The sequence below is a fragment of the Sphingopyxis yananensis genome (genome assembly GCF_020687785.1).
In the GTDB taxonomy this organism is placed as follows: domain Bacteria; phylum Pseudomonadota; class Alphaproteobacteria; order Sphingomonadales; family Sphingomonadaceae; genus Sphingopyxis; species Sphingopyxis yananensis.
The window spans coordinates 54,822-78,280 of sequence record NZ_JAJEWI010000003.1 but is presented as its reverse complement, the minus strand read 5'-3'; the positions used below and the strand labels follow the sequence as shown (position 1 = coordinate 78,280).

The window sequence follows — 23,459 nt, the reverse complement described above, 5'->3', positions numbered from 1 at the left end:
CCCGCAAGATACTGAAGAGAGACGAACGAGCGTGGACGATAAGCGCAATTTATTCGCGGCGATCCTCCTGTCTGTAGCTGTGCTGCTGGGCTGGAATTTCATTGCCGAGCGATTTTTCCCTACCCCTAGCAAGCCCGACGTAACGGCCAATGTGGCTGGCGATACGGGCGCCGCAGCCCCCGCCGCTGGCACCAGCGGTACGCCGGCGGATATTGCTGGCCAACCGGCGCTGCCCAACACGCAGACCAACAGCCCAGCCAGCATCCGTCCCGTCGAGCAAGTTCTGGCACAGGGTCAACGCGTCGCGATTGAAACACCCTCGCTCAGCGGGTCGATCAATTTGGTGGGTGCGCGAATCGACGACATCACCCTGACGAAATATCGCCAGACCATTAAGAAAGACTCGCCGCCGGTCCGCTTGTTCGCGCCAGCCGGTTCGCCCAGCGCCTATTTCGCCAGCATCGGCTGGTCTGCGCAGCGGGTGAATGTTCCAGGTGCCAACACATTGTGGACAGCCAGCGCCGCCAAGCTGACGCCGACCACGCCGGTCACACTCAGCTGGAATAACGGCACCGGCCAGACCTTCCGTATCGAATATAGCATTGATCAAAATTATTTGATCACCGCGAAACAGACAATCGCCAACACGGGCGCTGCGCCCATTTCGGCCAGCAGCTTTGCGTTGATCGACCGTGCTGGCAAACCAACGGACCCGCATGAACAAGATAGCTGGACCATCCATGTTGGCCCTACTGGCTATTTGGACGGCAAATCGGTGTTTGACGTCGATTATGACGATGTCGAAAAGGCATCGGGCCGCAGCGTGCGTTACAACAGCGCCGCATGGTTGGGCTTCACGGACAAATATTGGCTGGCCGCTGTGGTCCCTGCCAAGGGTGAACGCGTCACGGCCGCGATCAGTTCGCCTGCTGCCAACACATATCAAACTTTGTTCGCCCGCGACTTCACGCAAATTGCCGCCGGCCAACAAGTGACGACCACCAGCCGCATTTTCGCGGGTGCCAAGGAAATGGCTGTCCTGTCTGCTTATCAGGACGATCAAGGCATCACACGTTTATCCAACGCCATCGACTGGGGTTGGTTTGAATTTTTCGCGGTTCCTATCTTCAAACTGCTGAGTTGGTTGTTCCATCAAGTCGGTAATTTTGGCTTTGCAATCATGATGCTGACCGTTCTGATCCGTGCCGCGATGTTCCCTATCGCGAACCGCCAGTTCCACAGCATGGCCCAAATGCGCGTCGTTCAACCCAAGATGAAGGCGCTGCAAGAACGGTATAAAAACGACAAACCCAAGATGCAGCAGGAATTGATGAAGCTGTACAAGGATGAAAAAATCAATCCGCTGGCGGGTTGTTTGCCGATCCTGATTCAGATTCCGATTTTCTATGCGCTGTACAAAGTGTTGATGCTGGCGATTGAAATGCGCCATCAGCCGTTCATTTTGTGGATCAAGGATTTGTCGGCGCAAGACCCTGCGACCTTCCTGAATCTGTTCGGCTATCTGGACTTCACCCCGCCATCCTTGCTCAGCTTGGGCGTGCTGGCGCTGATTCTGGGTATCACCATGCACCTGCAATTCAGCCTGAACCCGCCTGCCACGGACCCGATCCAGCAGCAGGTGTTCAAGATCATGCCTTGGCTGTTCATGTTCATCATGGCACCCTTTGCGGCTGGTTTGCTGCTGTACTGGATCACTAACAACATCCTGTCGATCGCGCAGCAACAGTGGATGTATCGTAAGTTTCCTGCGCTGAAGCAGGCAGCAGCGAAGTGAGCGAGGCGATCCATCCCGAACCCATGTCTGCGATGCTCGAAGAACGAGCGCGCAAGCTGTTCATGGGGCAGATTGAATTTCTGAAATCTGCCCCAGCTTTGGAACATCTTCCGGCACCAAGCGTGCCGGAAATTGCCTTTGCGGGCCGTTCCAATGTTGGCAAATCATCTTTGCTCAATGCCCTGACCAACCGCAAAAGCTTGGCGCGCACGTCCGTCACACCGGGCCGCACGCAAGAGCTGAACTATTTCGACGTCGGCAATCCGCTGGTGTTCCGCTTGGTCGACATGCCCGGATATGGCTTTGCCAAAGCCCCCAAGGATGTCGTCAAGAAATGGCGTTTCTTGGTGAATGACTATCTGCGCGGCCGCCAAGTGCTGAAACGCACATTGGTGCTGATCGACAGCCGTCATGGTATCAAAGACGTCGACCTCGACGTGCTGGCCATGTTGGACGAAGCCGCCGTCAGCTATCGCATGGTGCTGACCAAGACCGACAAAATCAAAGCGTCGGAATTGGAAAAAGTGCTGGCCGCGACGCAGGCCGAAGCCCGCAAGCACCCCGCTGCTCACCCGCAAGTCATTGCGACTAGCAGTGAAAAGGGCATGGGCATTGCGGAATTGCGGGCCGCCGTCTTGGAAGCAGTAGAGAGTTGATCTTTGCTTCATGCCCCCCGATGATGGGGGGCATGAAGCTGTTTATCGGTAACAAAGCCTATTCCAGTTGGAGCCTGCGCGGCTGGCTCGCTGTGAAACATAGCGGCCTTTCGTTCGAGGAAGTGACCGTTCCCCTCTATGATGAAAATTGGTCCCGCCGGCGCGAAGGCGATGAATTCGCCCCATCGGGCGGCAAAGTCCCCATCTTGTGGGATGGCGACGATATCGTCGTGTGGGATAGTCTTGCGATCATCGAACATCTCAACGATCTGACGCAAAACAATCGCGCCTTTTGGCCCAGCGACACGGGCGCCCGCGCCATGGCACGATCGATGGCGGCCGAAATGCACAGCAGCTTTGCCGCGCTGCGCCGCGAACATAGTATGAATATCCGCCGCATCTACCCTGCCGCGCCCATCAGCGCGGATGTCACGGCCGAATTGGAACGATTGTATCAAATTTGGCTACAGGCCCGCGCCCGCTATGGTCAAAATGGCGATTTTTTATTCGGCGACTGGTCTGCCGCCGATATGATGTTCGCCCCCGTCGTCACGCGCCTGATCACCTACAGCCTGCCCATGCCGCGCTTCGTACAAGCCTATGCCATGGCGGTCATCCAGCACCCGCATATGCAAGAATGGATCGGCGGGGCCCAAGCCGAAGATTGGGTCATCGAACGATATGAAGATGGGGCCACCGATCGGTCCGTTTAAGGGATACGGTCAGTGTCATATCCCGTGCCATTTTTGCGGAAATAGCCGTCTGGTGTGAACAGCATATCAATGTCGGAATAGCCGCCGCCAATATCATGTTTTTTGCCGCCCCCAATGGCGACAAAAACGCAATCCTCTTGGGTTTCATTGATCAGATGATGCCCATTTTTCACGCCCTTGGGCCACACCGCTATGTCACCTGCCCGCATGATGGTGCGGCCTTCATCTTCGATCAGCACCGCCTCGCCAGCGATCATGATCAGCATCTCATCCTCGCCATCATGCCAATGACGCTGCGACGACCATGCGGCGGGTTTCAACACCACATGACTAGCGGCGAAATCCTGCAATCCCGTCGGCGGGGCCAAACGCCGATACCAGCGCCCCTGCACGGGTTCATCGAAGGGCGCGGGATAGCCCGTTCGGTTGGTCTGCTCGATATGGCTTAAATCCAATTTGGGCATCGTCCATCATTCCCCGTCATGCTTTTTGCTCTTTTCTTTTTGCAAATGCTGGCTCGACGAAGTCCCTGTGGCAAGCGTAAAGGCAAGGGCTATGACCAAGCTGATCGATCCTGTCGCTCTTGCCATCGACCTGATGGCCGCCCCCAGCATTTCGCCCGCCACCGGAACGGTCTTTGATCGATTCGAAGCGGCGCTGAAACCCTTGGGCTTTGTGGTCGAACGCTTTGTGGACGGCGAAGCGCCGGATGGACCGGTCGAAAATCTCTTGGCCGTCCGCCAAGGCCAAGGCCCCAAGCATTTTGGCTTTGCGGGCCATTTGGATGTCGTCCCCCCCGGTGAAGGCTGGACCAGCCATGCCTTTGCGCCGGAAATTCGCGGCGATATGCTTTATGGGCGCGGCGCGGTGGATATGAAGGGCAGTATCGCCGCTTTTGTGGCCGCCGCTGCCGATATCCCAGCACAGGCAGGCACCATCAGCCTGATTATCACGGGCGATGAAGAAGGCCCCGCCACCTTTGGCACCAAAGCCTTGATGGAGCATATGGCCGTGCGCGGCATTAAGCCGGACGTTATCGTTGTGGGCGAACCCACATCGGTGAACCGCTTGGGCGATATGGTCAAAATCGGTCGGCGCGGGTCGGTGAATATTTGGATTGAGGTGCCGGGGATGCAGGGTCATGTCGCCTATCCCCACTTGGCCGACAATCCGATCCCCAAGCTGATCCGCATTTTGTCGGACATTGACGCTATTGTGTTGGACCAAGGCAATGACTGGTTCCAGCCATCGAATATCGAAGTCACCGATTTGGACGTGGGCAACCCCGCCACCAATGTCATTCCCGCCGCCGCGCGCGCGCGTTTGTCGATTCGCTTTAACGACGAACATCGCGGACAAGCCTTGGTCGACCGCATCACCGCCATCGCCCATGCGGTCGAACCCAAAACACAGGTGCGCGGCGTGATTTCCGGCGAATCCTTCCTGACGCCGCCAGGTGAGTTATCGTCGATTTTGTCGGCGGCGATTCATGAGGAAACCGGCCTGACGCCGGAACTGTCAACCACGGGGGGCACATCGGATGCGCGCTTCTTGTCGGCCCTATGCCCCACAGTGGAATTTGGCCTGTGCAACGCCACCATGCACAAATTGGACGAAGCGGTGGCAGTGGCCGACCTCCATCAACTGACGGCCATTTACCGCCGCATCTTGGGCCATGTGTTCGCGGCCTGACGCATAAGGATATGGGGCAGCTCGAAACAGGCTGCCCTTAGGGTCAGGGCCTAATCCCACCCATCCCGCGCGCGGCGCAGAATGATGTAAACCGCCCCTGCCCCGCCATGATTCACATGGGCGGGACGCAAGGCGACAATATGATCGGCAAAGGATGATGCCGTCAGCCAATCCGGCAAAGTAGCGCGAATCGCGCCGCGCGGGCGTTTGTCACTGCCCGTCATCGGCAATCGGCTGGCATCGGGACGCAGCCGCCCCGCCACCACCAACAATATCCGCGCCCCCTGCATCACCGCACGGGCCAAAGATTGTTCCAGCAAAGCCTGCGCCGACGCCAAAGTGTGGCCGTGCAAGTCAATCGACATGTCGGGCCGCACATGCCCTTTTTTCAAGCGGCGGTCCCAATGGCCGTCCAATGTCGCGGCCTGATGTGCGGTCCGGCGCGGCGGCGGCAAGCTAATCGACGGAGGCTTGCCAGACCCAAAGGGTGTAGCCGACGGCAAATGCAGCGGCGTGCGCGGCAATTTGGGCGGCGGCGGCGACACATCGGCCAGCATCTGGGCCATCGGTTTTCGGGCGCGCTTGTGGATCGGGTCGACGGTTGCCGCCACCCGTTGCCACAAAATTTCTTCGTCCGGCTCTAATGTGCGCCGCGGCATTACGGACGCGCCATCACACGCGCTACGCTGGCGCGGGGCAGTAACAATAAGGCCGAACCACGCCCCGCCATGCCGCCTGCAATCCGGCGCGCTTCGTCGCCCGCTCCCCAAAATGTATCGACGCGATTGGCCCCCTTGATCGCGCCGCCCGTATCTTGGGCCACCCACAGGCCATTGGCCTCCGTGCGGTCCAGCGACAGAAAGACAGGCGCGCCCAGCGGAATAAAATTGGGGTCCGCCGCAATGGATGCGCGCCCCGTTACCGGCAAGCCCAAAGCGCCCAACGGCCCCGCACCGGTCAATTCGCGAAAAAATATCCAACTGGGGTTTTCATTCATCACCGCTGCGCCGCGCACAGGGTCGGCGCGCAGATAATTAATGATGCCCTGCATATCCGCGCCGCCGCGCGGCAATTCCCCGCGATCCAGCAGCAATTTCCCAATGCCGACATAGCCGCGCCCATTTTGGGTGTCATAGCCAATGCGCATCACATCGCCACCCGGCAGACGCAGACGACCAGAGCCTTGGATTTGCAAAAAGAAAAATTCGGCGGCATCGGCGGCATAGGCTATTTCCAGCCCCCGCCCAGCCAGCGCACCCTCGCTAATTTCCTTGCGATCATAATAGCGCACCAGCTTGCCCTGTTGGGCGCGCCCACGCACGGTGCGGCCCTTTAAATCGTCTGAAAAATCACCCAGATTCACTTCCACCAAATCATCAGGGCGGCGATAAATAGGCACATTATACGCAGCGCTGCGCGTGCGCGATGCCGCGATTTCGGGTTCAAAATATCCGGTAGCAAAGGCCGCGCCATTGCCAATTTGCACCGTTTGAAAATATTGCGCGAAAAATTGGGTGGCCTTGTCATCCGCCCAATTTGCCGCCGCCGCACAGGCTTCGGTCCAATCTTGGGGCTGGGTCAATCCGCTAGCATCGCTACGTTTTTGCACCGATGGGCACGAAATGCGAAACGCCGCCAAGGCGCGGCTCGCTTGCTGGTCCGTCACGCCAAGGCTGGCAAAGTCCGGCCCCAGCGCCACGCCCGATGTCGCCGCCGTTCCCCCCCCATTCACCACGGAGGCGGGGGCGGGTGTGGGAAGAGTTTGCGGCTTGCTAGGGGCGCGTACCGCAGGGGCAGGCCCTGCGCCCTGCGGGGGAACCGCTGAACACGCACCAAGAGCGACCATCAGCGCCGAAACCACAGGCAGCCGCCAAGACAGCGTCAGCGCGGAACCTTTTGTCCTCCCGCGCTGTCTGCGCTTTACGGCCCAGACAGAAGCGGGCGTCATCATCGCTTAAACCGCGACGGCTTCGTCGAGCAGCCAGTTGGGATCGCGGCTGCCAATCACGCGGCGGAAGGTCCACATATCGTTGGTCTGCGACGCATCCGACATCGAACCCGCAATCACCACATCATTGGCATCGCGTGTCACGCCGCTGATGTCCGCTTGATAATGGACGGTCACATGGGCTTCACCGCCCGAAATGGTGACGTCGGAGATTTTCGCGCTGTCGATGCCGATCAAGCGATTGTCCAGCTTTTCCCCACGCGATTCGCGGTCTTCGATGGCGGCGACAAAGGCGTCATAGCTGTCGCTGTCGCACAAATCGCGCAATGTCGCACGGTCGCCGGACCAAAAGGCTTCGAGGATCATGCGATAAGCCGCCTCGGCACCGCCCATAAATTGGCCCGCATCAAATTGCGGATCGCTGGCCAGCAATTGCCGCAAGCCCGCCTCGGCTTGGGGTTCATAAACCAAATTGGCGGGAACCAGCGCCGGATCGGCGGTTACTACGCCCTGTTGATCGCCCAATCGGGCGGGTACTGGCGCCACGCGCTGATCATCACGGCGGGGCAAAACAGGCTCTTGCTCATGCCCCGTGCGCTTGCCCAGCACCGAATAGAGCCGCATGCCCAAAAATGCAGCAATCATGGCGAGAAGAACGATCGAAAAAGCGGTCACAAGCAAGATCCAATACGGGTCAATCAATATGTTCAGCGGATATAGGGGAACAACGCCTATCTTTCAAATGGCGTTACGCCTGCTTTGTTCCCTTGGCGAGCGGTGCGATGATGTTTTTATTGCACAGCATCCCACTATTCACGCCAGCTTTGCCTCCCTGCCCTTCATAACGGCGCGCATCCACCCTGCAAAAGCCGGCAGCAGGCTTGTTCAATGATTGTGCTGCATCGCCCGCACTGCTAAGCGCCGCAACACGCTTTGCGACAAGGCCTTAAGGCGGCTTTTGCGCGGGCAACGACAAATTGATCCCAAGGAAAGCAGGAAATATGTCCGACCAAACGCCGAGCGAACCCATCCAAGCTCCGCAAACCAATGGCGAAGACACCGCCCCCACCATTGGCCTGATCTCGCAATATGTGAAGGATTTGTCGTTCGAAAACCCCAGCGCGCCTGCGGTTTATCAGTGGCAGTCGGCGCCGCAATTGGACGTACAGTTTAACATTGGCGCGGACGGCGTGGGCGATGGCCTGTTCGAAGTGGTGCTGAAAATCGACGTCACGTCGAAATCGGACGAAGGCACGGCCTTCATCGTTGACCTGAAATATGCTGGCCTGTTTGGCGTGCGCCATGTGCCCGAAGATCAGCTTCAGCCCTTCTTCTTGGCCGAAGCCCCGCGCATCCTGTTCCCCTTCGCTCGCCGCGTCATTGCCGATTGCGTCCGCGACGGCGGTTTCCCGCCTTTGTTGCTGGAACCCATCGATTTCCACGGCCTGTTCATGCAGCAAGTTCAGGCTCAGGCCGAACAAGCCGCACAAGCCGAATTTGGCGCGCCAGTCGGCAACGCATAATCTGGCCAGAAAGGATCAGGCTGATCGTCTGACTATATGAGCAGCCTGATCAAAAATGTTGGCACCATAGGCGGTTTGACTTTGGTCAGCCGCCTTTTCGGTTTTGCGCGCGATATGCTGTTATCCCGCATATTGGGTGCGGGCGGCGTAGCGGATGCGTGGCAATTGGCCTTTCAATTGCCCAATATCTTTCGTCGCCTTTTTGCCGAAGGGGCCTTTTCCGCCGCCTTTGTGCCGTTGTTCAACCGGCGCATGACCAAAGATGGCGATATCAGCGAAGCCCGCGCTTTTGCCGACACCGTGTTGGCGGTGCTGATTCCGATTTTGATTATCTTTTCGGGTCTGATGATGGTCGCCATGCCATGGATCATGGCCCTGTTCGCCAACGACAATATCAAGGCCGACAAGCCTGTCTTTGATCTGGCGATATGGATGGCGTGGATCGCCTTTCCTTATTTGGGCTTTATGAGCATCGCGACCTTGTTCGCCGCCATATTGAACAGCCTGTCGCGCTTTGCCGCCGCCGCTGCGGCCCCTATTTTGCTGAACATCTGTTTGGTGGCGGCGTTATTGCTGGGATTGTTTACAGGCGATGGCAGCCATGCGGCGCGCGAAAATACCGGATTTTATCTGGCGATATCCGTGTCGGTTTCCGGCATATTGCAATTGCTGTGGCTTTATTATTGGGTCCGCAAAGCCGGTTTCCGGCCCGCCCTGCACCGCCCGCGCATCACCGCCGGTGTCAAGGAAATGGGCGTGCTGATCCTGCCCGCCATTTTTGGCGCGGGCGTGTATCAAATCAGCCGCTTTGTGGACCTGTTCTTCATTTCCGAACTGCCGGACAAAAGCATCACCTATTTGGCGATGGCGGACCGGCTGAATCAATTGCCGCTGGGGATTATCGGCATCGCGCTGGGCACCGCCATTTTGCCATCCTTGTCGCGGATGATCGCGCTGGAGGATAGCGGCGGTGCGTCGCGCCTGCAAAGCAATGCGGTGGAATTGTCGATGCTGCTGACCGTGCCCGCCGCCGTGGCTTTATATGTGGCGGGGCCAGCCATCACCAGCGCCTTTTATGTCGGCGGGGCCTATAGCAAGGCCGACGGCCTGATGACCGGCGCGGTGGTTGGCGGCTTGGTGCTGGGCCTGCCCGCTTATGTGTTGGTCAAGGTGTTGGTGCCCAATTTCTTTGCCCGCAAAGACACCCGCACCCCTGTCATCACCGCCGCTGTGGCATTGGCCGCCAATATCGCGCTCAACCTGTTGCTGATTCCCCATATGGGGTTGATCGGCCTGACGGTGGCGGGGTCCATTGCAGCATGGATTAACGTCGCTTTGCTCTATGGCATTTTGCACAAGCGCGGTCTTTATCGTATCAGCCTGTTGGTGGCGGGGCGCATTGCGCGTATCAGCGGCGCGGCGGCCATTATGGCTGGCGTGTTGTGGTGGATCATTCCCCTGTTTGGCGATGCCTTTACGGGCGGCGTGACCGAGCGATTGCTGGCGCTGGGCAGCGTGGTCGGCAGCGGGGCCTTGGTCTTTTTCGGCTGTGCCTTTGCGTTCGGTGTAGTGGATCGCAGCACCCTTGGCCAATTGCGCCGCCGGCCTGCCTAACAGCGGCGCTAAATTTTGAATTATTAACGACGGAAAGACAATATCATGCGGATCGTATCTGGCATTCAGCCCACCGGAAATTTGCACCTTGGCAATTATCTGGGTGCGATTCGCAATTGGGTACGCATGCAGGATGACACAGCGGAAAAGGGCGGCGAATGCCTGTTCTTTCTGGCCGATCTGCACGCCATTTCCATGCCGCATGACCCCGCCAGCCTGACCAAAAACACGCGGGCGATGACCGCCGCTTTGGTCGCCTGCGGCATTGATACCGACCGCAGCTATTTGTTCAATCAGGCCCGCGTTCCTGCGCACAGTGAATTGCAATGGTTGCTGAACGGCACCGCCCGCATCGGCTGGCTGAACCGCATGACGCAGTTCAAGGATAAAAGCGGCAAGAACCGCGAGGGTGCATCTGCTGCGCTGTTCACTTATCCTGTGCTGCAAGCCGCTGACGTGCTGCTGTATCAGGCCACCCATGTTCCGGTGGGCGAAGACCAAAAGCAACATTTGGAACTGGCCCGCGACATTGCGCAAAAATTCAACAATGATTTCGCCAGCGAAGACGCCCCCGTCTTCACCTTGCCCGAAGCGATCATCCCCGCCGATGCCGCCCGAATCATGAGCCTGCGCGACGGATCATCGAAAATGAGCAAGTCCGACCCATCGGACAACAGCCGGATCAACCTGACGGATGATGCCGATTTGATGATGCAGAAAATCCGCAAAGCCAAAAGCGATGCCGAACCTTTGCCATCCGAGCCAGCGGGCCTGGAAGGCCGCCCCGAAGCTCGCAATCTTGTCGCCCTTTATGCCACCTTTGCCGACATCAGTCTGGACGCCGTGCTGCAACAATTTGGTGGTCAGGGCTTTGGCGCATTCAAACCCGCCTTGGGCGAATTGCTGGTCGAACAACTGGCCCCAATCACCAGCCGATTCAATGCGTTAAAGGATGATGATCTGGTGCTGGATGGCATTTTGAACAAAGGCGCGGCCAGGGCGCGCGACGTCGCCCGTCCGACATTGGACGCCGCCTATGACGCTTTGGGGTTGTGCCGGTAAAAACCGCTCCCCCTCTATTTCGGCCTATCGCCATCCAGAAGCAGCGCCCCTTGTGAAATATATCACAGGGGGCGTTTCTGATTTCGGCCATAGAAAAATAGCAGCCTCGCAAAAAAATGCGACAAAGCGGGTTCAACCAAGGTTCAGTTGCTATGATATAGTCATATATAGGAACAGACCCTCTGCTCATCGCGTATGAGCCCCAAGCCAAATGGGCTCGGCATCGCTGGACAGAGGATATTGGAGCATGATGATGAAACAGAAATTGGCTCGCACTTTTGGCATCGCTGTCCTGACCGGCGCGGCCCTTGCTTTGTCCGCATGTGCCACGCCCTTCAAGGCCGATGTCTCGCGCTTTCAAACCCAGCTTCCCGCGCCCCAAGGCCAAAGCTTTACCATTGAAGCGGGCAATCCCGCGCTCGATGGCGGCATTGAATTTGGCCATTATGCCAATTTGGTGGCGGGTGAACTGACAAAATATGGCTATCGCCCTGCCGCTGCTGGCGAAAAAGGCGAATTATTGGTGCGGTTGGACTATGGCATCGACAATGGCCGTGAGCGGGTACGCTCATCCCCTGCGATGATGGACCCATGGTATGGCGGCTATTATGGCCCACGCTATTACCCCATGGTCGTGCGCGGCCCCAATGGTCGCCGCTATGTCTATGGCTATCGTGACCCCTTCATGTGGGGCGGCTTTGGCCCAAGCTGGGGCGGGCGCGATATTGAAAGCTATACGGTTTACACCAGTGACCTGACGCTGCAAATCAGCCGCGCATCGGACGGCTATCGTTTGTTCGAAGGCCGTGCAGAAGCGCAAGCGACCGACAATAATCTGACGCAGATTATCCCGAATCTGATCGAAGCGATGTTCACCAACTTCCCCGGCAATAGCGGTGAAAAGATTCGCATTACCGTGGCCCCGCCCGAAAAGCGTTAAGCCACCGCTACATACCAAAAAGCCCGCATCATAAGACGCGGGCTTTTTTCATATCTGCAAAATCCGTGCATCAAACAGCCAATGGGCATCCAAGATCACGCCAGCCCATGGCCGCGCAACATAGGGGCCAATGCACGGCAAGCTGATCCAGAAAACCACGAACAACTGGCTGGAAAGCAGAAATTTTATCCGTTCAACATACGGCGAATCGCCGCGATATCCGCGTCCAATTCGCCGTCTTTCACGCGCAGATTTTCAATGGTGCGTACGGCGTGAATCACCGTGCTATGGTCCCGTCCACCAAAGCGGCGGCCAATGTCGGGATAGCTGCGGGGCGTCATTTCCTTGGCCAAGAACATCGCCACCTGACGCGGGCGGGCAATGGAGCGGGTGCGGCGCTTCGACGACATTTCCGACTTATCCAGACGAAAATGGGCGCATACCGCCTTTTGAATTTCGTCAATCGACACACGCGGACGCGCGCTGCGGACATTATCAGCCAAGCGAGTCTCGGCCAGCGCCAAGTCAATCGGCGTGCCTGCCAAGGCCGCATAAGCCAGCAATTTGTTCAGCGCGCCTTCCAGCTCGCGGATGTTGCGGGTGAAATTTTTAACCAGATATTCAATCACCGGAACCGGAACATCGATCATCGGCATATCAGCGATACGCTGACGAATGATGCGTTCGCGCAATTCCTCTTCGGGGGATTCGATATCCGCCACCAAGCCGCCCGACAGACGCGACAATAAACGCGCCTCAACACCGTCCAGCATCGCGGGCGGACGATCCGCCGTCACCACCAAGCGTTTGCCCGACACCATCAAATCATCGATCGTATGCAGCAATTCTTCTTGGGTGCTGTTCTTGCCGATCACAAATTGCAGATCGTCCAGCATCAACAAATCAGCGGCGCGCAAGCGGGCCTTAAACGCCATCATGTCGCCGCCGCGCATCGCGGTGACAAATTCCATCATGAATTTTTCTGCCGACATCATGATGATATTGGCATTGGGGTGATGGACCGCATATTGCTGGGCAATGGCGTGCAGCAAATGGGTTTTGCCCTGCCCCGTTCCACCGCACAAAAAGAGCGGGCTGAACAAGGGCGCTTCGACCATTGTGACGCGCCGTGCGGCATTGGCAGCCAAGATATTGCTGCGCGATACCTGAAACCGATCAAAGGATAGGCGCGCATCAAAGGGCAAGGATTGGCCCGTACCGGCCGTAAAGCCGCCTGCCATCACGCCCACCGGCGCTTGCCCGGCATGGGACTGCGCAAAGGCAGATTTCAGCGACGGCGACACCGGTGCATGGTGCAGCGACGCCCGCACAGCAGACCCGTCCAGCGAGACTTTGTCATGATGCGGGCCAGCGTCATGAAAGGGGCCGCCCAAGGGCTGCGCCGCGGACTCCGCGTCCGCGTCAAAATGCGGTATCGCCGGTTCTTGAGCAATCACCGATGCGCGGTCTTGGGTCGCCATACCGCCCACCACCGACACGCTTTGCACCGATGGCAAATGCTGACGCCATGCCAGCAACAGCCGATCGCCAAAACGTTCGTTCACCCAATTGGCCGAGAATCGGCTGGGCGCTTCCAACGTGACCACACCGCTTAGGGCGCAATGGTCCGCGAAGCGCACGGGCTTGAGCCAGTGATCAAAGGTTCGCGCGCCCAAATCCCGACGCAGCCCCTCGGCAATGCGCAGCCACAGGCCGGCAAAATCGCTTTGCGCGCCTCCCAACTGTGCCATCATGCCTTGGATTTGTCCGCTATGGATCACGCCCTACCGCCCTTTAAAAACTCAAAACGCCCCGCCATGCCATAATCCGCCGTTCACGAAATCTGCTGCATGTTCCAGACGCGCAACAGGGTTCTCGGGCCACAGGAGCCCCGTGAACAGATGAATATGTCGATGTAATGGTCACTGGCGATTCCCTGTGACGCCCCCTGTCTAGGCAGGGTAGGGAGAGTCGATCAAGGCCTCGGCCTGTAAAAATATTGAAATAAAAATCTTGACTCAGGAGACAGGCGGGAGTCCCCGATAATTTAGTTTTTATTGTTATTTTTCAGTATTTTACAAAATAATATAGTAAAGTTCGTAGCCGAATCGCCACAATTCCGTCACTTACCGCGGCGCACCAAATGATAGGCCGGCATCGCCCCATGATGCCCATGGGATCCAGTTTCGCAGAACACAAAAAGAACCCGCCGAATCGCATCCGGCGGGTTCTTTTGATTTTACAATTCGGCCAAAGCCGAACCGTAATTATGCGATCGCGTTCACACCCTTGGTCAGGCGCGAGAATTTGCGTGCAACAGTGTTCTTATGCAGCACACCCTTGGCAACGCCGCGAGCCATTTCCGGCTGGGCTGCCTTCAGGGCAACGGCAGCAGCGTCCTTATCACCAGCGGTGATGGCTGCTTCCACCTTCTTCACGAGCGTGCGAATGCGCGAAACGCGATTCTTGTTCACGAGCGTGCGAGCCTGGTTGCGACGAATGCGCTTCTTTGCCTGCGGCGTATTGGCCATAATTTCCTCAAATTTTCCAAACGGTCAAAGTCAGTAGGAGCACGGTTTCATCGAGGTGATGACCAACGCATCAAATGCGAATCATCCTCTCTATGCCACCGGTTCCTTCAGGACCGGACCCTGCTCGAAGGTTGCGCCCATAGCCAGCCACGCCCATTTGGTCAATGGTCAAAGGCCCAAATCACCGCTTAACGCTGGCATTTTGGACAATGGAAGCTGGATCGGCCGCTTTGTGTCACGCGCTCTATCACCCCGCCGCAGCCAGGGCAAGATTCACCTTCGCGGCCATAGACTCGCCAATCATTGGCAAAATATCCCAGCCCGCCATCGGGTTTCACAAAATCTTTCAAGCTCGACCCGCCCGCCGCAATGGCCTGAATCAAAACCGCTTTTATCGCTTCCACCAGTTTGGTGATTTTGGCGCGCGGCACATCCCTGGCCGCCGCCAGCGGGGAAATTTTGGCCATATTCAGCGCCTCGCACACATAAATATTGCCAAGGCCCGCCACCACTGCCTGATCCAGCAGCACCGCTTTCATGGGGGTGCGCCGCCCTGCCAAACGCTGAGCCAAATATTTTGCGTCAAATGCAGGCTCTAGGGGTTCTGGTCCCAAGGCCACAAAAACTGGGAATTGCACCAATGGGTCCCCGCCCACCAAATCCACCGAGCCAAAACGGCGTGGGTCGTGCAAGAATAAGCGGTGTCCGGCCCGAGTCTCCAGCAACAGATGATCATGCTTCCCCACCTCGCCCCCTTCTGTGCGCCAGCGGCCTGACATGCCCAGATGGAAAATCATATGATCGTCGCGGTCGGTGGAAATAATACCATATTTCGCCCGCCGCGACAGACCCGTCACCTGTGCCCCCGTCAGTCGCTGGGCCAGATCTTGCGGGAAAGGCCGCCGCAAATTGGGGCGATAGGTGATCACCGATTGCAGCACCTGCCCGTCCAAAAAGGGCATCAGACCGCGCACGGTCGTTTCGACTTCGGGTAATTCGGGCATGATAGTCACTTCATTATAGTAAAAGGCGAACGATAATCGCGAACCGCCCATGGAACGAAAGCTGCCGAAAAGCGCCTTTACCATGTGGTTCAATGGACCGCCTTTCGCAAGCCCACGACCCTGAACCATCCATCATCTGGGGCAGCGGCAATCGGGCATACCGTTTTTCCACGACAAAATTTGCGCCCGCCCGCCACCTTGGCTAAAGGCCAGCAGATATCGATCCCCCGAAAAGGCACAGGTCCCATGGAAAATCCGCAAACCGCCAGCTTCGGCTATCAAGAAGTCCCCGTCGCGGACAAAGTCGAAATGGTGGGCAAGGTTTTCAGCAATGTCGCCCGCAAATATGACATTATGAATGACGCCATGTCGGGGGGCATGCACCGTTTGTGGAAGGACCGTTTCGTTCGCCGCGTGAAACCGCAGGCGGACGAAGATATTTTGGACATGGCGGGCGGCACCGGCGACATTGCTTTTCGGATGCAGCGCAGCGGCGCCAAGGTCACGGTGTCGGACATCAACCCCGACATGCTGGGCGTTGGCATGGAACGCGCTGCCAAGCGCGGCATCGACAATTTGGTTTGGTCCGAACAAAATGCCGAAACATTAAGCTTCGCCAGCCAGTCTTTTGACGCCTATACTATTGCCTTTGGTATCCGGAACGTCACCGACATTCCCGCCGCTTTGCGCGAAGCGCACCGCGTGCTGCGCTATGGTGGCCGTTTCTTCTGCTTGGAATTTTCCACCAATGTGTGGCCCGGATTCTCGGATGTTTATGACAGCTATTCGCACCGCTTGGTCCCCAAGCTGGGCAAGCTGATTGCCGATGACGAAGACAGCTATCGCTATTTGATCGAATCGATTCGTCGCTTCCCCCCAATGCCGAAATTTGCCGAAATGATAGGCGAAGCGGGTTTCACATCGGTGAAGGTGGAACCGATCATGGGCGGGCTGGTCGCCATTCACAGCGGATGGAAAGCCTGATCATGACCCACATCGCCCCTCGCCTTTCTGCGGGAGCCTTGGCCGCTCTATGACACGCCCTGCAACGCATCTTACCCGCCTGCTGAAGTGGGGCCGCATTTTGGCGCGCCACGGTGCTTTGCGCGGCATTGAAAATGACCCCAACACCCCAGCGCCGATCAAGCGTTTGTGCCGAATCGCCCGTTTCGGGACCGTCCAACCCAAACAGCCCGACTATGCCGCCGCGTTCCGCGCCATTGGTCCGGCCGCAGTCAAGCTAGGCCAGACCTTGGCCACCCGCCCCGACTTGGTGGGCGAGGAAGCCGTTAAAAATCTGCTGCTGCTGCAAGACCAACTGCCGCCGGTGGATTTCGCGCTGATTCGCGCCGAAATTGAAAATAGCTTTGGCCAACCAATCAGCGCGCTCTTTTCGGAATTTGACGAAATCCCCGTGGGCAGCGCATCCATTGCGCAGGTTCACCGTGCCATCACCACGGATGGCCGCCATGTGGCCGTCAAAGTCCGCCGCCCCGGCGTGGACAAGCAATTTGCCCGCGACATTGAAACCTATGAATGGGCCGCCGCCCATGTCGAGGCGCTGGGCGGCGAAGCGGCGCGTTTGCGCCCCCGCGAAATCATTGCCAATTTCCGCCGCTGGACCTTGCGCGAACTGGATTTGCGGCGCGAAGCCGCCTCCGCATCCGAACTGCAAGACGCCATGGCTGGCGTGTCCTATTTCCAAGTCCCCAATATTGATTGGGACCGCACCAATGGCCGCGTGATGACGCTGGATTGGGTCGATGGCATTAAAATCTCGCGCCGCGATGATTTGATCGCGGCAGGCCATGATATGGAACGTCTGGCCGAAAATCTGATCCACGCCTTTTTGCGCCAAGCCATTGCGGTCGGCTATTTCCACGCCGACATGCATCAGGGCAATTTGTTCGTGACGCCCGATGGCAAAATTGCCGCCATCGACTTTGGCATCATGGGCCGCCTGAATCGTCAAGCGCGCTATTGGCTGGCCGAGATTCTCTATGGTCTGACCACTGGCAATTATCGCCGCGTCGCGGAAATTCATTTCGAGGCGCAATATGTGCCCGATTATCACAATGTCGACGAATTCACGTCCGCGCTGCGCGCCGTGGGCGAACCGATGCGCGGCAAATCGGTCAGCGAATTAAGCGTCGGCCAAATGCTCGACAGCCTGTTCGCCATCACCCGCGATTTTGACATGCAAACCCAGCCGCATTTGCTGTTGCTGCAAAAAACCATGGTGATGGTCGAAGGCGTCGCGACCAACATCAACCCCAGCATCAATATGTGGGACGCCGCATCGCCTTATATCCGCAACTGGATTCGCGATGAATTGGGGCCAGAGGCGATGGTCGCCGACGGTCTGCGCAAACAAGTGGATACGCTGAGGCTCATTCCCGACATCATCCGCCGTCTGGACGAACAATTGCCGCGCAAGGGCGCTGCGCCCAAAGCGCCGCCATTGCCCGATGTGCCCTTAATGTGGCGCCGCGGCGACGAACCACGCACTGGCCATTCGGCATGGCGCACCGGTGTTGCGGCCTTGCTAGGCGTCGCAGTCGGCGCGGGCCTGATGCATATCATTGGGCTACATCTGCTCGGCTAGACGATTAAAAATGCTCCAACGCTGATAAGCGGACATTTACGGTCTTGTCTTATGCTGCGGTGGGGCGACTGGGGCTACAGGGACGAACGGCCAGTTCATCGGCGCGGCGGCTGCTGTTATTTTGCGGGAAGATTTATGCCACATTCACAGCAAACGGATATCGTGCCCATCACCATGCCCGACCCGTCTCAAGCGCCAGACCATGGCACGGTGCCGCTCGCCTCGCCCGCCGCCGCTGCGCTGCATAGCCCGCTCGAGGTCGCGATCATTGTGCCGACCCTCAATGAAGCGGCCAATGTTGAACACTTGGTCGACCGGCTGAATCATGTGCTGCATGGCCGCGCGTGGGAATTAATCTTTGTTGACGACAACAGCCCCGATGGCACCAGTGACATTGTCCGCCGCCTTGGCACCCAGCAACGTCATATTCGCGTGATTCAGCGGGTCGGTCGGCGCGGCCTGTCGTCGGCGGTGATAGAGGGTGTGTTGGCCAGCGCCGCCCCAATTATCGCGGTGATGGACGGCGATATGCAACATAGCGAAGACGCTTTGCCCCAATTGATCGACGCTGTCGCGTCGGGCCAAGGCGATATCGCCATTGGCACCCGCTATATTGATGGCGGCGGCACGGGCGACTGGGACGAAAAGCGCGTGTGGATGAGCAAATTGGCCACCCGCGCTGGACAAGTGGCGCTGGGCACCAATGTCAGCGACCCGATGAGCGGTTTTTTCGCCCTGCGCCGCGATGCCTTTGAACGCGCCCTGCCGCGCTTGTCGGCCATTGGTTATAAAATCCTGATCGATATTTTGGCCTCATCGCCTACGCCGCTGCGCGTGGCGGAAATCCCCTATGTTTTCCGCAGCCGCGAAGCGGGCGAAAGCAAAATCGGCGCGCGCGTCATCGCCGAATATGCCGAATTAATCGCCGACAAGACCGTGGGGCGCTATATCCCCATCCGCTTGCTGAAATTCCTGATGGTCGGCGGCTTGGGTGTCATCGTCCATCTGGCCATATTGCGCAGCTTGCTGGGATTTGGGCTGGAATTTATGGGCGCGCAAACGGGCGCGGTGTTGACCGCTATCGCCTTTAACTTCTTCCTCAACAACAGCTTCACCTATGCCGACCGCAAACTGCGGGGCGCGGCGCTGCTGGGCGGTTTGATCAGCTTTTACGCCATTTCATCCATTGGGGCGGTGGCCAATATTGGCATCGGCACATGGGTAGCGGGCCAACAAAATGTCTGGTGGGTCGCGGGCATCGCCGGTGTTCTGGTCGGCGCGATTTGGAATTTTGCCATGTCAGCGGCCATCACATGGCGGAAATAAATCCCATGACCACCGCGCTGGTGCCGATAACCGCCCCGCCGCGCTCACCCGCCGCATGGAATCGCTTTCACCGCATCCCGCGCCTATGGGCCGCGCTGGTTTTGGCGCTGCTCATCGGCCTATGCGTGCTGGGCAGCATCAAGCATACGGGCGGCACCCATGTTCAAGGCGCGACCAGCAAGGCGATGAAGGCCGGTGGGCTGGTGGGCGACCATGCGCTTTATTATGAAATCGCCCGCCGCGTGGCCGACGGCGAAAATTATTACCAAGCCGCCGCCGCGGAACAGCGGGAAAATGGCTATCCGACCAAGCCATTTTTGACGATGCGCTGGCCCACCCATGCCTATTTGCTGGCGATATTTGGCGAAAAATTGCTGACCTTTTTGGGGCTAGCCATTGGCGTCATTACCATTTTTTTATGGCGCAACCGGCTAGCGCAAGACAGCCGCTTGCCGCGCTATGCCCGTTTTGCGGCCTTCATCATCATTCCCAATATCATCATGCTCTTGGCCTATCGCCAATGGATTTATCTGCACGAAACCTTGTGCGCTATCTTGGTGGGGCTGGCCTTGGCCCTATATCGGCCCGATCGCCAATGGCCCGCCATGGTCGCGATGGCCTGTGCCATGGCGATCCGCGAATTTGCCGTCCCCGTCGCCATGATTTTTGGCCTTTTCGCCTTGTGGGACCGCAATTGGCGCGCCGCCGCTGGCTGGCTGGCTTTGGGTCTTACATATCTCGGCCTGTTGGCGCTGCATATTCACGCCGTGTCCCTCGTCAGCTTGCCCACCGATATCGCCAGCCCCGGCTGGACCAGCAGCAGCGGCTGGGTCGGTTACACCAGCTTTGTGCATAATTTGTCGATATTCCGCTATTTACCGGGCTGGGTCGCAGCCTTTGTCACACCGCTTGCCCTATTGGGCTGGGCCGCATGGAAATCGCGTATCGGCAATATTGGTTTTTTGGTTCAGTTATTTTTTGCGCTGTTGCTGGCGGGGGTCGCCCGCGCCAATAATTTTTACTGGGCGATCATGGTCATCCCAACCCTGTTCATCGGCCTGATCTTTGTACCCTCGGCGCTGGCCCAATTGTGGCAATCTTTGCGCACTGGTCGTCAAGGGCCACGAAACCGCATTGCTTGAATAAAAACGGCCAAGGCCATAAGCCAAGGCCATCCAGAACATTAGGTGACGATCAATATGACGGCCAAGCGCATAATTTTGATTATTGGCGGCGGCATCGCGGCGTATAAAAGCATCGAACTCATTCGCTTGCTGCGCAAATCAGGTCATGATGTTCGCTGTGTGCTGACGGCATCGGGGGCGCAATTTGTCACGCCGCTGACCTTGGCCGCGATCAGCGGCAACACCGTCCATCAGGCCCTGTTCGACCTGACTGCTGAAGTGGAAATGGGCCATATTGAACTGAGCCGCTCTGCCGATTTGGTCGTGGTCTGTCCGGCGACCGCAAATATGATGGCGAAAATGGCCAGCGGCTTGGCCGATGATCTGGCCAGCACCTTGCTGCTGGCGACCGACAAGCCCGTGCTGGCTGTGCCCGCCATGAATGTGCGCATGTGGCTGCATGCCGCCACCCAGCGCAATATCGCGGTGCTGCGCAGCGACGGCATAGAGGTGATGACCCCCGATGACGGCGACATGGCCTGCGGCGAATTTGGCCCCGGCCGTTTGCCCGAACCCGCCGCCATCCATGCGGCCATCACCGCCAAATTGGCCGCGCAACATGATGTGCTGGCGGGCCAACCCGATTTTGCGCCGCCCACCCCGCGCCCCTTGGCGGGACGCCGCATTCTGATTACCGCAGGGCCAACCCACGAACCCATTGATCCGGTGCGCTATATTGCCAACCGTTCCAGCGGCAAACAAGGCTATGCCATTGCTGCTGCCGCCGCCGAATTGGGCGCAGAGGTTGTGCTGCTGTCCGGCCCCGTGGCCTTGCCCACCCCCGCTGGCGTGACGCGCATTGACGTGGAAAGCGCCCGCGAAATGGCCGAGGCGGTGGATAGCAATTTGCCCGCCGATGCCGCCATTTTGGTCGCCGCCGTCGCGGATTGGCGCGCGGCGGATACATCGCCGCAGAAAATTAAAAAGGATGGCAGCGGCGCGGTCCCCCCGCTGATGCTAACCGAAAATCCCGACATTTTGGCTGGCCTTGCCAAAAGCGATAAACGCCCGCCCTTGCTGGTCGGCTTTGCTGCCGAAACCAATGATGTCATCGCCAACGCCACCGCCAAATTGGCGCGCAAAGGCTGTGACTGGATCGTCGCCAATGATGTCTCTGCCGACCCAATGGGCGGCGAAACCAATCAAGTGCATATCGTCAGCCCCACTGGCGTTACCAGTTGGGACCGCCTGCCCAAATCGGCGGTCGCCCGTAAATTAATGGAAAGCATCGCCGATGAACTCGACGCCCGCGCACCCCTTGGCTGATATTCGTATCGCACTGAAACGTCTGCCGCATGGCGAAGGCTTGCCCATGCCCGCTTATGCCAGCACCGGCGCAGCGGGCATGGATGTGGTCGCCGCCGAAAGCCTGACCTTGGCACCTGGCGCGCGCCATGCCGTCGCCACCGGTTTCGCTATGGCCATTCCAGCCGGATATGAAGTGCAAGTGCGCCCACGTTCGGGATTGGCGCTGAAAAATGGCATCACCTGCCTGAACAGCCCCGGCACGATCGACAGCGATTATCGCGGCGAGGTGAAAGTGATACTCGCCAATTTGGGACAAGATAATTTCACCATCACACGCGGCGACCGCATCGCCCAATTGGTGCCCGCCCCTGTGCAGCGCGCCAGCTTTGATCTGGTCGATGATCTGAACGACACCGCACGCGGCAGCGGCGGTTTCGGTTCAACGGGCGTGACGAGCGCCTGATCCTTGCTGAGTGACGCCGAACTGGATCGCTATGCGCGGCAAATCATCCTGCCGCCCTTTGGCGGGGCGGGACAAGCCAAGCTGAAATCCGCTCATGTCGCGGTGATTGGCGCGGGCGGGCTTGGCTGTCCGGCGATCACCTATTTGGCGGCGGCGGGCGTGGGGCGCATCAGCATTATCGATGATGATGTGGTGGAACTGTCCAATTTGCACCGCCAACCTTTGTTCAGCGACGATGATCTGGGCGCACCCAAGGCGCTGGTGGCCGCCCGCACCGGTCAGCGTATCAACCCCCATATACTGTTCGACCCCCATGTCACACGCCTTGCCAGCGACAATGTCGATGCGCTGCTGTCTGGTGCCGATATCATCTTGGACGGATGCGATAATTTCGCCACGCGATTGATCGTGAACGCAGCGGCGGTGCGCGCAAACACACCCTTATTATCCGCCGCTGTTGGTGCCTTTGACGGACAAATTGCTTTATATGAAGGATGGCGTTCCAACCAACCTTGCTACGCCTGTTTGGTCGGTGATGACCCGCACCGTGACGGCATCAATTGCGCCGAAGCGGGCGTGATGGGGGCTCTGGTGGGCATGGTTGGCACCATGGCGGCGCTGGAGGTCATCCGGCACCTGTCGGGTTGGGGACGTTCGCTGCTCGGGCGCTTGATGTTGGTGGATATGATGGACCGCCAATGGCGGGAAATAGGCGTGGCCAAGGATCCGGCTTGCCCTGTGTGTCACCATCAGACCGCCAGCGACAATCGCGGCCATGCGGGGACTTCCGTCCCGTGAATATCATCATCGCATCCCCTGACACCGGCCGCTTGATCGCCGCCTTGGAATTGGCCCTGACCAGCGCCGCACTGGGCAAATCCCCGCGCCTATTTTTGCAAGGCGAAGCGGCGGCGCTGATCGCCCTGCCCCTGCACGCCCCCCAAGACGCCGTGCGGCAGCCCTTGGGCCTGCCAACACTGGCGGATATATTGGATGAAATTTCCGCTGCCGACATTCCCATGACGGTGTGCCAAACAGGTTTGCTGATCGCGGGCCTTGGTCCCGATGCCATTTGGCCCCAAGCCCAAATGGGCGGTCTGGTCAGCTTTCTGGCCGGACCGGGTAGCGGCCAAAATCCGGTGATTTACTGACGGC

Annotated in this window: 24 protein-coding genes; 16 read left to right on the top strand and 8 right to left on the bottom strand. The window is 58.3% G+C overall.

Translation table 11 applies throughout. From position 1 onward, the window contains the following. The first annotated feature begins 31 nt into the window (after positions 1–31). Genes yidC through LKO31_RS01975 form a run of 3 tightly spaced genes read left to right on the top strand, consistent with a single transcriptional unit; the run spans position 32 to position 3,164 of the window. Positions 32–1,795 carry a membrane protein insertase YidC gene (gene yidC / locus LKO31_RS01985; RefSeq protein WP_227688405.1) on the top strand — a complete coding sequence of 588 codons (1,764 nt, stop codon included), beginning with the start codon at positions 32–34 and terminating at the stop codon, positions 1,793–1,795. 23 nt (positions 1,796–1,818) lie between these two features. After that, positions 1,819–2,451, top strand: a complete 633-nt coding sequence (gene yihA, locus LKO31_RS01980; RefSeq protein WP_320443468.1) for a ribosome biogenesis GTP-binding protein YihA/YsxC — start codon at positions 1,819–1,821, stop codon at positions 2,449–2,451. A gap of 32 nt (positions 2,452–2,483) precedes the next feature. Then, on the top strand, positions 2,484–3,164 hold the full coding sequence (locus LKO31_RS01975) for a glutathione S-transferase family protein (protein WP_227688404.1): 681 nt from the start codon (positions 2,484–2,486) through the stop codon (positions 3,162–3,164). Here LKO31_RS01975 and LKO31_RS01970 read toward each other — a convergent pair. Continuing rightward, positions 3,161–3,628 (bottom strand): cupin domain-containing protein, encoded by a 468-nt coding sequence (locus LKO31_RS01970; RefSeq protein WP_227688403.1) that lies wholly within the window; start codon positions 3,626–3,628, stop codon positions 3,161–3,163. The genes LKO31_RS01975 and LKO31_RS01970 overlap by 4 nt on opposite strands. Positions 3,629–3,719: 91 nt before the next feature. Here LKO31_RS01970 and dapE point away from each other — a divergent pair, with 91 nt between their 5' ends. Next, positions 3,720–4,856, top strand: coding sequence for a succinyl-diaminopimelate desuccinylase (gene dapE, locus LKO31_RS01965; protein WP_227688402.1), 1,137 nt, complete (start codon positions 3,720–3,722; stop codon positions 4,854–4,856). Between the two features lie 50 nt (positions 4,857–4,906). On the opposite strand, the gene LKO31_RS01960 is transcribed toward dapE, so the two are convergent. From LKO31_RS01960 to LKO31_RS01945, 4 genes are all read right to left on the bottom strand, one after another. Then, positions 4,907–5,515: a Smr/MutS family protein gene (locus tag LKO31_RS01960; protein ID WP_227688401.1), complete on the bottom strand. Its 609-nt coding sequence runs from the start codon at positions 5,513–5,515 to the stop codon at positions 4,907–4,909. Next, positions 5,515–6,702: a murein transglycosylase A gene (mltA, locus tag LKO31_RS01955; RefSeq protein ID WP_265104519.1), complete on the bottom strand. Its 1,188-nt coding sequence runs from the start codon at positions 6,700–6,702 to the stop codon at positions 5,515–5,517. Before mltA ends, LKO31_RS01960 begins: the two co-directional genes overlap by 1 nt. Before the next feature lie 108 nt (positions 6,703–6,810). Beyond that, positions 6,811–7,479: a Tim44/TimA family putative adaptor protein gene (locus LKO31_RS01950; RefSeq protein WP_227688399.1), complete on the bottom strand. Its 669-nt coding sequence runs from the start codon at positions 7,477–7,479 to the stop codon at positions 6,811–6,813. Positions 7,480–7,552: 73 nt separating this feature from the next. Then, positions 7,553–7,693, bottom strand: a complete 141-nt coding sequence (locus LKO31_RS01945) for a hypothetical protein (protein WP_227688398.1) — start codon at positions 7,691–7,693, stop codon at positions 7,553–7,555. Positions 7,694–7,805: 112 nt separating this feature from the next. Here LKO31_RS01945 and secB point away from each other — a divergent pair, with 112 nt between their 5' ends. From secB to LKO31_RS01925, 4 genes are all read left to right on the top strand, one after another. After that, complete coding sequence (secB, locus tag LKO31_RS01940; protein ID WP_227688397.1) at positions 7,806–8,327, top strand: protein-export chaperone SecB; 522 nt, start codon at positions 7,806–7,808, stop codon at positions 8,325–8,327. A 36-nt stretch (positions 8,328–8,363) separates the two neighbouring features. Next, complete coding sequence (gene murJ, locus LKO31_RS01935; protein ID WP_227688396.1) at positions 8,364–9,941, top strand: murein biosynthesis integral membrane protein MurJ; 1,578 nt, start codon at positions 8,364–8,366, stop codon at positions 9,939–9,941. A gap of 45 nt (positions 9,942–9,986) precedes the next feature. Then, on the top strand, positions 9,987–11,003 hold the full coding sequence (gene trpS, locus LKO31_RS01930) for a tryptophan--tRNA ligase (RefSeq protein WP_227688395.1): 1,017 nt from the start codon (positions 9,987–9,989) through the stop codon (positions 11,001–11,003). A gap of 247 nt (positions 11,004–11,250) precedes the next feature. Then, positions 11,251–11,943: a DUF4136 domain-containing protein gene (locus LKO31_RS01925; RefSeq protein WP_227688394.1), complete on the top strand. Its 693-nt coding sequence runs from the start codon at positions 11,251–11,253 to the stop codon at positions 11,941–11,943. 185 nt (positions 11,944–12,128) lie between these two features. Here LKO31_RS01925 and dnaA read toward each other — a convergent pair whose 3' ends face one another. The 3 genes from dnaA to mutM form a co-directional block, all read right to left on the bottom strand. Further along, positions 12,129–13,724, bottom strand: coding sequence for a chromosomal replication initiator protein DnaA (dnaA, locus tag LKO31_RS01920; protein WP_407699234.1), 1,596 nt, complete (start codon positions 13,722–13,724; stop codon positions 12,129–12,131). Between the two features lie 486 nt (positions 13,725–14,210). Then, positions 14,211–14,474 (bottom strand): 30S ribosomal protein S20, encoded by a 264-nt coding sequence (rpsT, locus tag LKO31_RS01915; protein ID WP_227688393.1) that lies wholly within the window; start codon positions 14,472–14,474, stop codon positions 14,211–14,213. 188 nt (positions 14,475–14,662) lie between these two features. Continuing rightward, positions 14,663–15,478: a bifunctional DNA-formamidopyrimidine glycosylase/DNA-(apurinic or apyrimidinic site) lyase gene (mutM, locus tag LKO31_RS01910; protein WP_227688432.1), complete on the bottom strand. Its 816-nt coding sequence runs from the start codon at positions 15,476–15,478 to the stop codon at positions 14,663–14,665. Between the two features lie 246 nt (positions 15,479–15,724). Between mutM and LKO31_RS01905 the strand changes: the two genes are divergently transcribed. The 8 genes from LKO31_RS01905 to LKO31_RS01870 all read left to right on the top strand — a co-directional run bounded on the left by LKO31_RS01905 (position 15,725) and on the right by LKO31_RS01870 (position 23,455). Further along, positions 15,725–16,462, top strand: coding sequence for a class I SAM-dependent methyltransferase (locus LKO31_RS01905; RefSeq protein WP_227688392.1), 738 nt, complete (start codon positions 15,725–15,727; stop codon positions 16,460–16,462). A 49-nt stretch (positions 16,463–16,511) separates the two neighbouring features. Next, positions 16,512–18,083: a 2-polyprenylphenol 6-hydroxylase gene (ubiB, locus tag LKO31_RS01900; protein ID WP_227688391.1), complete on the top strand. Its 1,572-nt coding sequence runs from the start codon at positions 16,512–16,514 to the stop codon at positions 18,081–18,083. Positions 18,084–18,218: 135 nt separating this feature from the next. After that, positions 18,219–19,409, top strand: coding sequence for a glycosyltransferase (locus LKO31_RS01895; RefSeq protein ID WP_227688390.1), 1,191 nt, complete (start codon positions 18,219–18,221; stop codon positions 19,407–19,409). 5 nt (positions 19,410–19,414) lie between these two features. Further along, positions 19,415–20,551: a hypothetical protein gene (locus tag LKO31_RS01890; RefSeq protein ID WP_227688389.1), complete on the top strand. Its 1,137-nt coding sequence runs from the start codon at positions 19,415–19,417 to the stop codon at positions 20,549–20,551. A 57-nt stretch (positions 20,552–20,608) separates the two neighbouring features. Then, positions 20,609–21,859: a bifunctional phosphopantothenoylcysteine decarboxylase/phosphopantothenate--cysteine ligase CoaBC gene (coaBC, locus tag LKO31_RS01885; RefSeq protein WP_227688431.1), complete on the top strand. Its 1,251-nt coding sequence runs from the start codon at positions 20,609–20,611 to the stop codon at positions 21,857–21,859. Next, positions 21,828–22,304, top strand: a complete 477-nt coding sequence (dut, locus tag LKO31_RS01880) for a dUTP diphosphatase (protein WP_227688388.1) — start codon at positions 21,828–21,830, stop codon at positions 22,302–22,304. Before coaBC ends, dut begins: the two co-directional genes overlap by 32 nt. A gap of 3 nt (positions 22,305–22,307) precedes the next feature. Next, positions 22,308–23,102 carry a HesA/MoeB/ThiF family protein gene (locus LKO31_RS01875; protein ID WP_227688387.1) on the top strand — a complete coding sequence of 265 codons (795 nt, stop codon included), beginning with the start codon at positions 22,308–22,310 and terminating at the stop codon, positions 23,100–23,102. Next, positions 23,099–23,455: a hypothetical protein gene (locus tag LKO31_RS01870; protein WP_227688386.1), complete on the top strand. Its 357-nt coding sequence runs from the start codon at positions 23,099–23,101 to the stop codon at positions 23,453–23,455. The genes LKO31_RS01875 and LKO31_RS01870 overlap by 4 nt, the downstream gene beginning before the upstream one ends. Positions 23,456–23,459 lie beyond the last annotated feature (4 nt).

Excerpts from the sequence above, each read along its gene's own strand:
- coaBC (WP_227688431.1), top strand. The coding sequence starts at position 20,609 with ATGACGGCCAAGCGCATAATTTTGATTATTGGCGGCGGCATCGCGGCG.
- dut (WP_227688388.1), top strand. The coding sequence starts at position 21,828 with ATGAACTCGACGCCCGCGCACCCCTTGGCTGATATTCGTATCGCACTG.
- LKO31_RS01970 (WP_227688403.1), bottom strand. The coding sequence starts at position 3,628 with ATGCCCAAATTGGATTTAAGCCATATCGAGCAGACCAACCGAACGGGC.
- yihA (WP_320443468.1), top strand. The coding sequence starts at position 1,819 with ATGTCTGCGATGCTCGAAGAACGAGCGCGCAAGCTGTTCATGGGGCAG.
- LKO31_RS01925 (WP_227688394.1), top strand. The coding sequence starts at position 11,251 with ATGATGATGAAACAGAAATTGGCTCGCACTTTTGGCATCGCTGTCCTG.
- mutM (WP_227688432.1), bottom strand. The coding sequence starts at position 15,478 with ATGCCCGAATTACCCGAAGTCGAAACGACCGTGCGCGGTCTGATGCCC.
- murJ (WP_227688396.1), top strand. The coding sequence starts at position 8,364 with ATGAGCAGCCTGATCAAAAATGTTGGCACCATAGGCGGTTTGACTTTG.
- ubiB (WP_227688391.1), top strand. The coding sequence starts at position 16,512 with ATGACACGCCCTGCAACGCATCTTACCCGCCTGCTGAAGTGGGGCCGC.
- LKO31_RS01890 (WP_227688389.1), top strand. The coding sequence starts at position 19,415 with ATGACCACCGCGCTGGTGCCGATAACCGCCCCGCCGCGCTCACCCGCC.
- LKO31_RS01975 (WP_227688404.1), top strand. The coding sequence starts at position 2,484 with ATGAAGCTGTTTATCGGTAACAAAGCCTATTCCAGTTGGAGCCTGCGC.
- dapE (WP_227688402.1), top strand. The coding sequence starts at position 3,720 with ATGACCAAGCTGATCGATCCTGTCGCTCTTGCCATCGACCTGATGGCC.
- LKO31_RS01895 (WP_227688390.1), top strand. The coding sequence starts at position 18,219 with ATGCCACATTCACAGCAAACGGATATCGTGCCCATCACCATGCCCGAC.
- LKO31_RS01960 (WP_227688401.1), bottom strand. The coding sequence starts at position 5,515 with ATGCCGCGGCGCACATTAGAGCCGGACGAAGAAATTTTGTGGCAACGG.
- LKO31_RS01905 (WP_227688392.1), top strand. The coding sequence starts at position 15,725 with ATGGAAAATCCGCAAACCGCCAGCTTCGGCTATCAAGAAGTCCCCGTC.
- trpS (WP_227688395.1), top strand. The coding sequence starts at position 9,987 with ATGCGGATCGTATCTGGCATTCAGCCCACCGGAAATTTGCACCTTGGC.
- mltA (WP_265104519.1), bottom strand. The coding sequence starts at position 6,702 with ATGGTCGCTCTTGGTGCGTGTTCAGCGGTTCCCCCGCAGGGCGCAGGG.
- secB (WP_227688397.1), top strand. The coding sequence starts at position 7,806 with ATGTCCGACCAAACGCCGAGCGAACCCATCCAAGCTCCGCAAACCAAT.
- rpsT (WP_227688393.1), bottom strand. The coding sequence starts at position 14,474 with ATGGCCAATACGCCGCAGGCAAAGAAGCGCATTCGTCGCAACCAGGCT.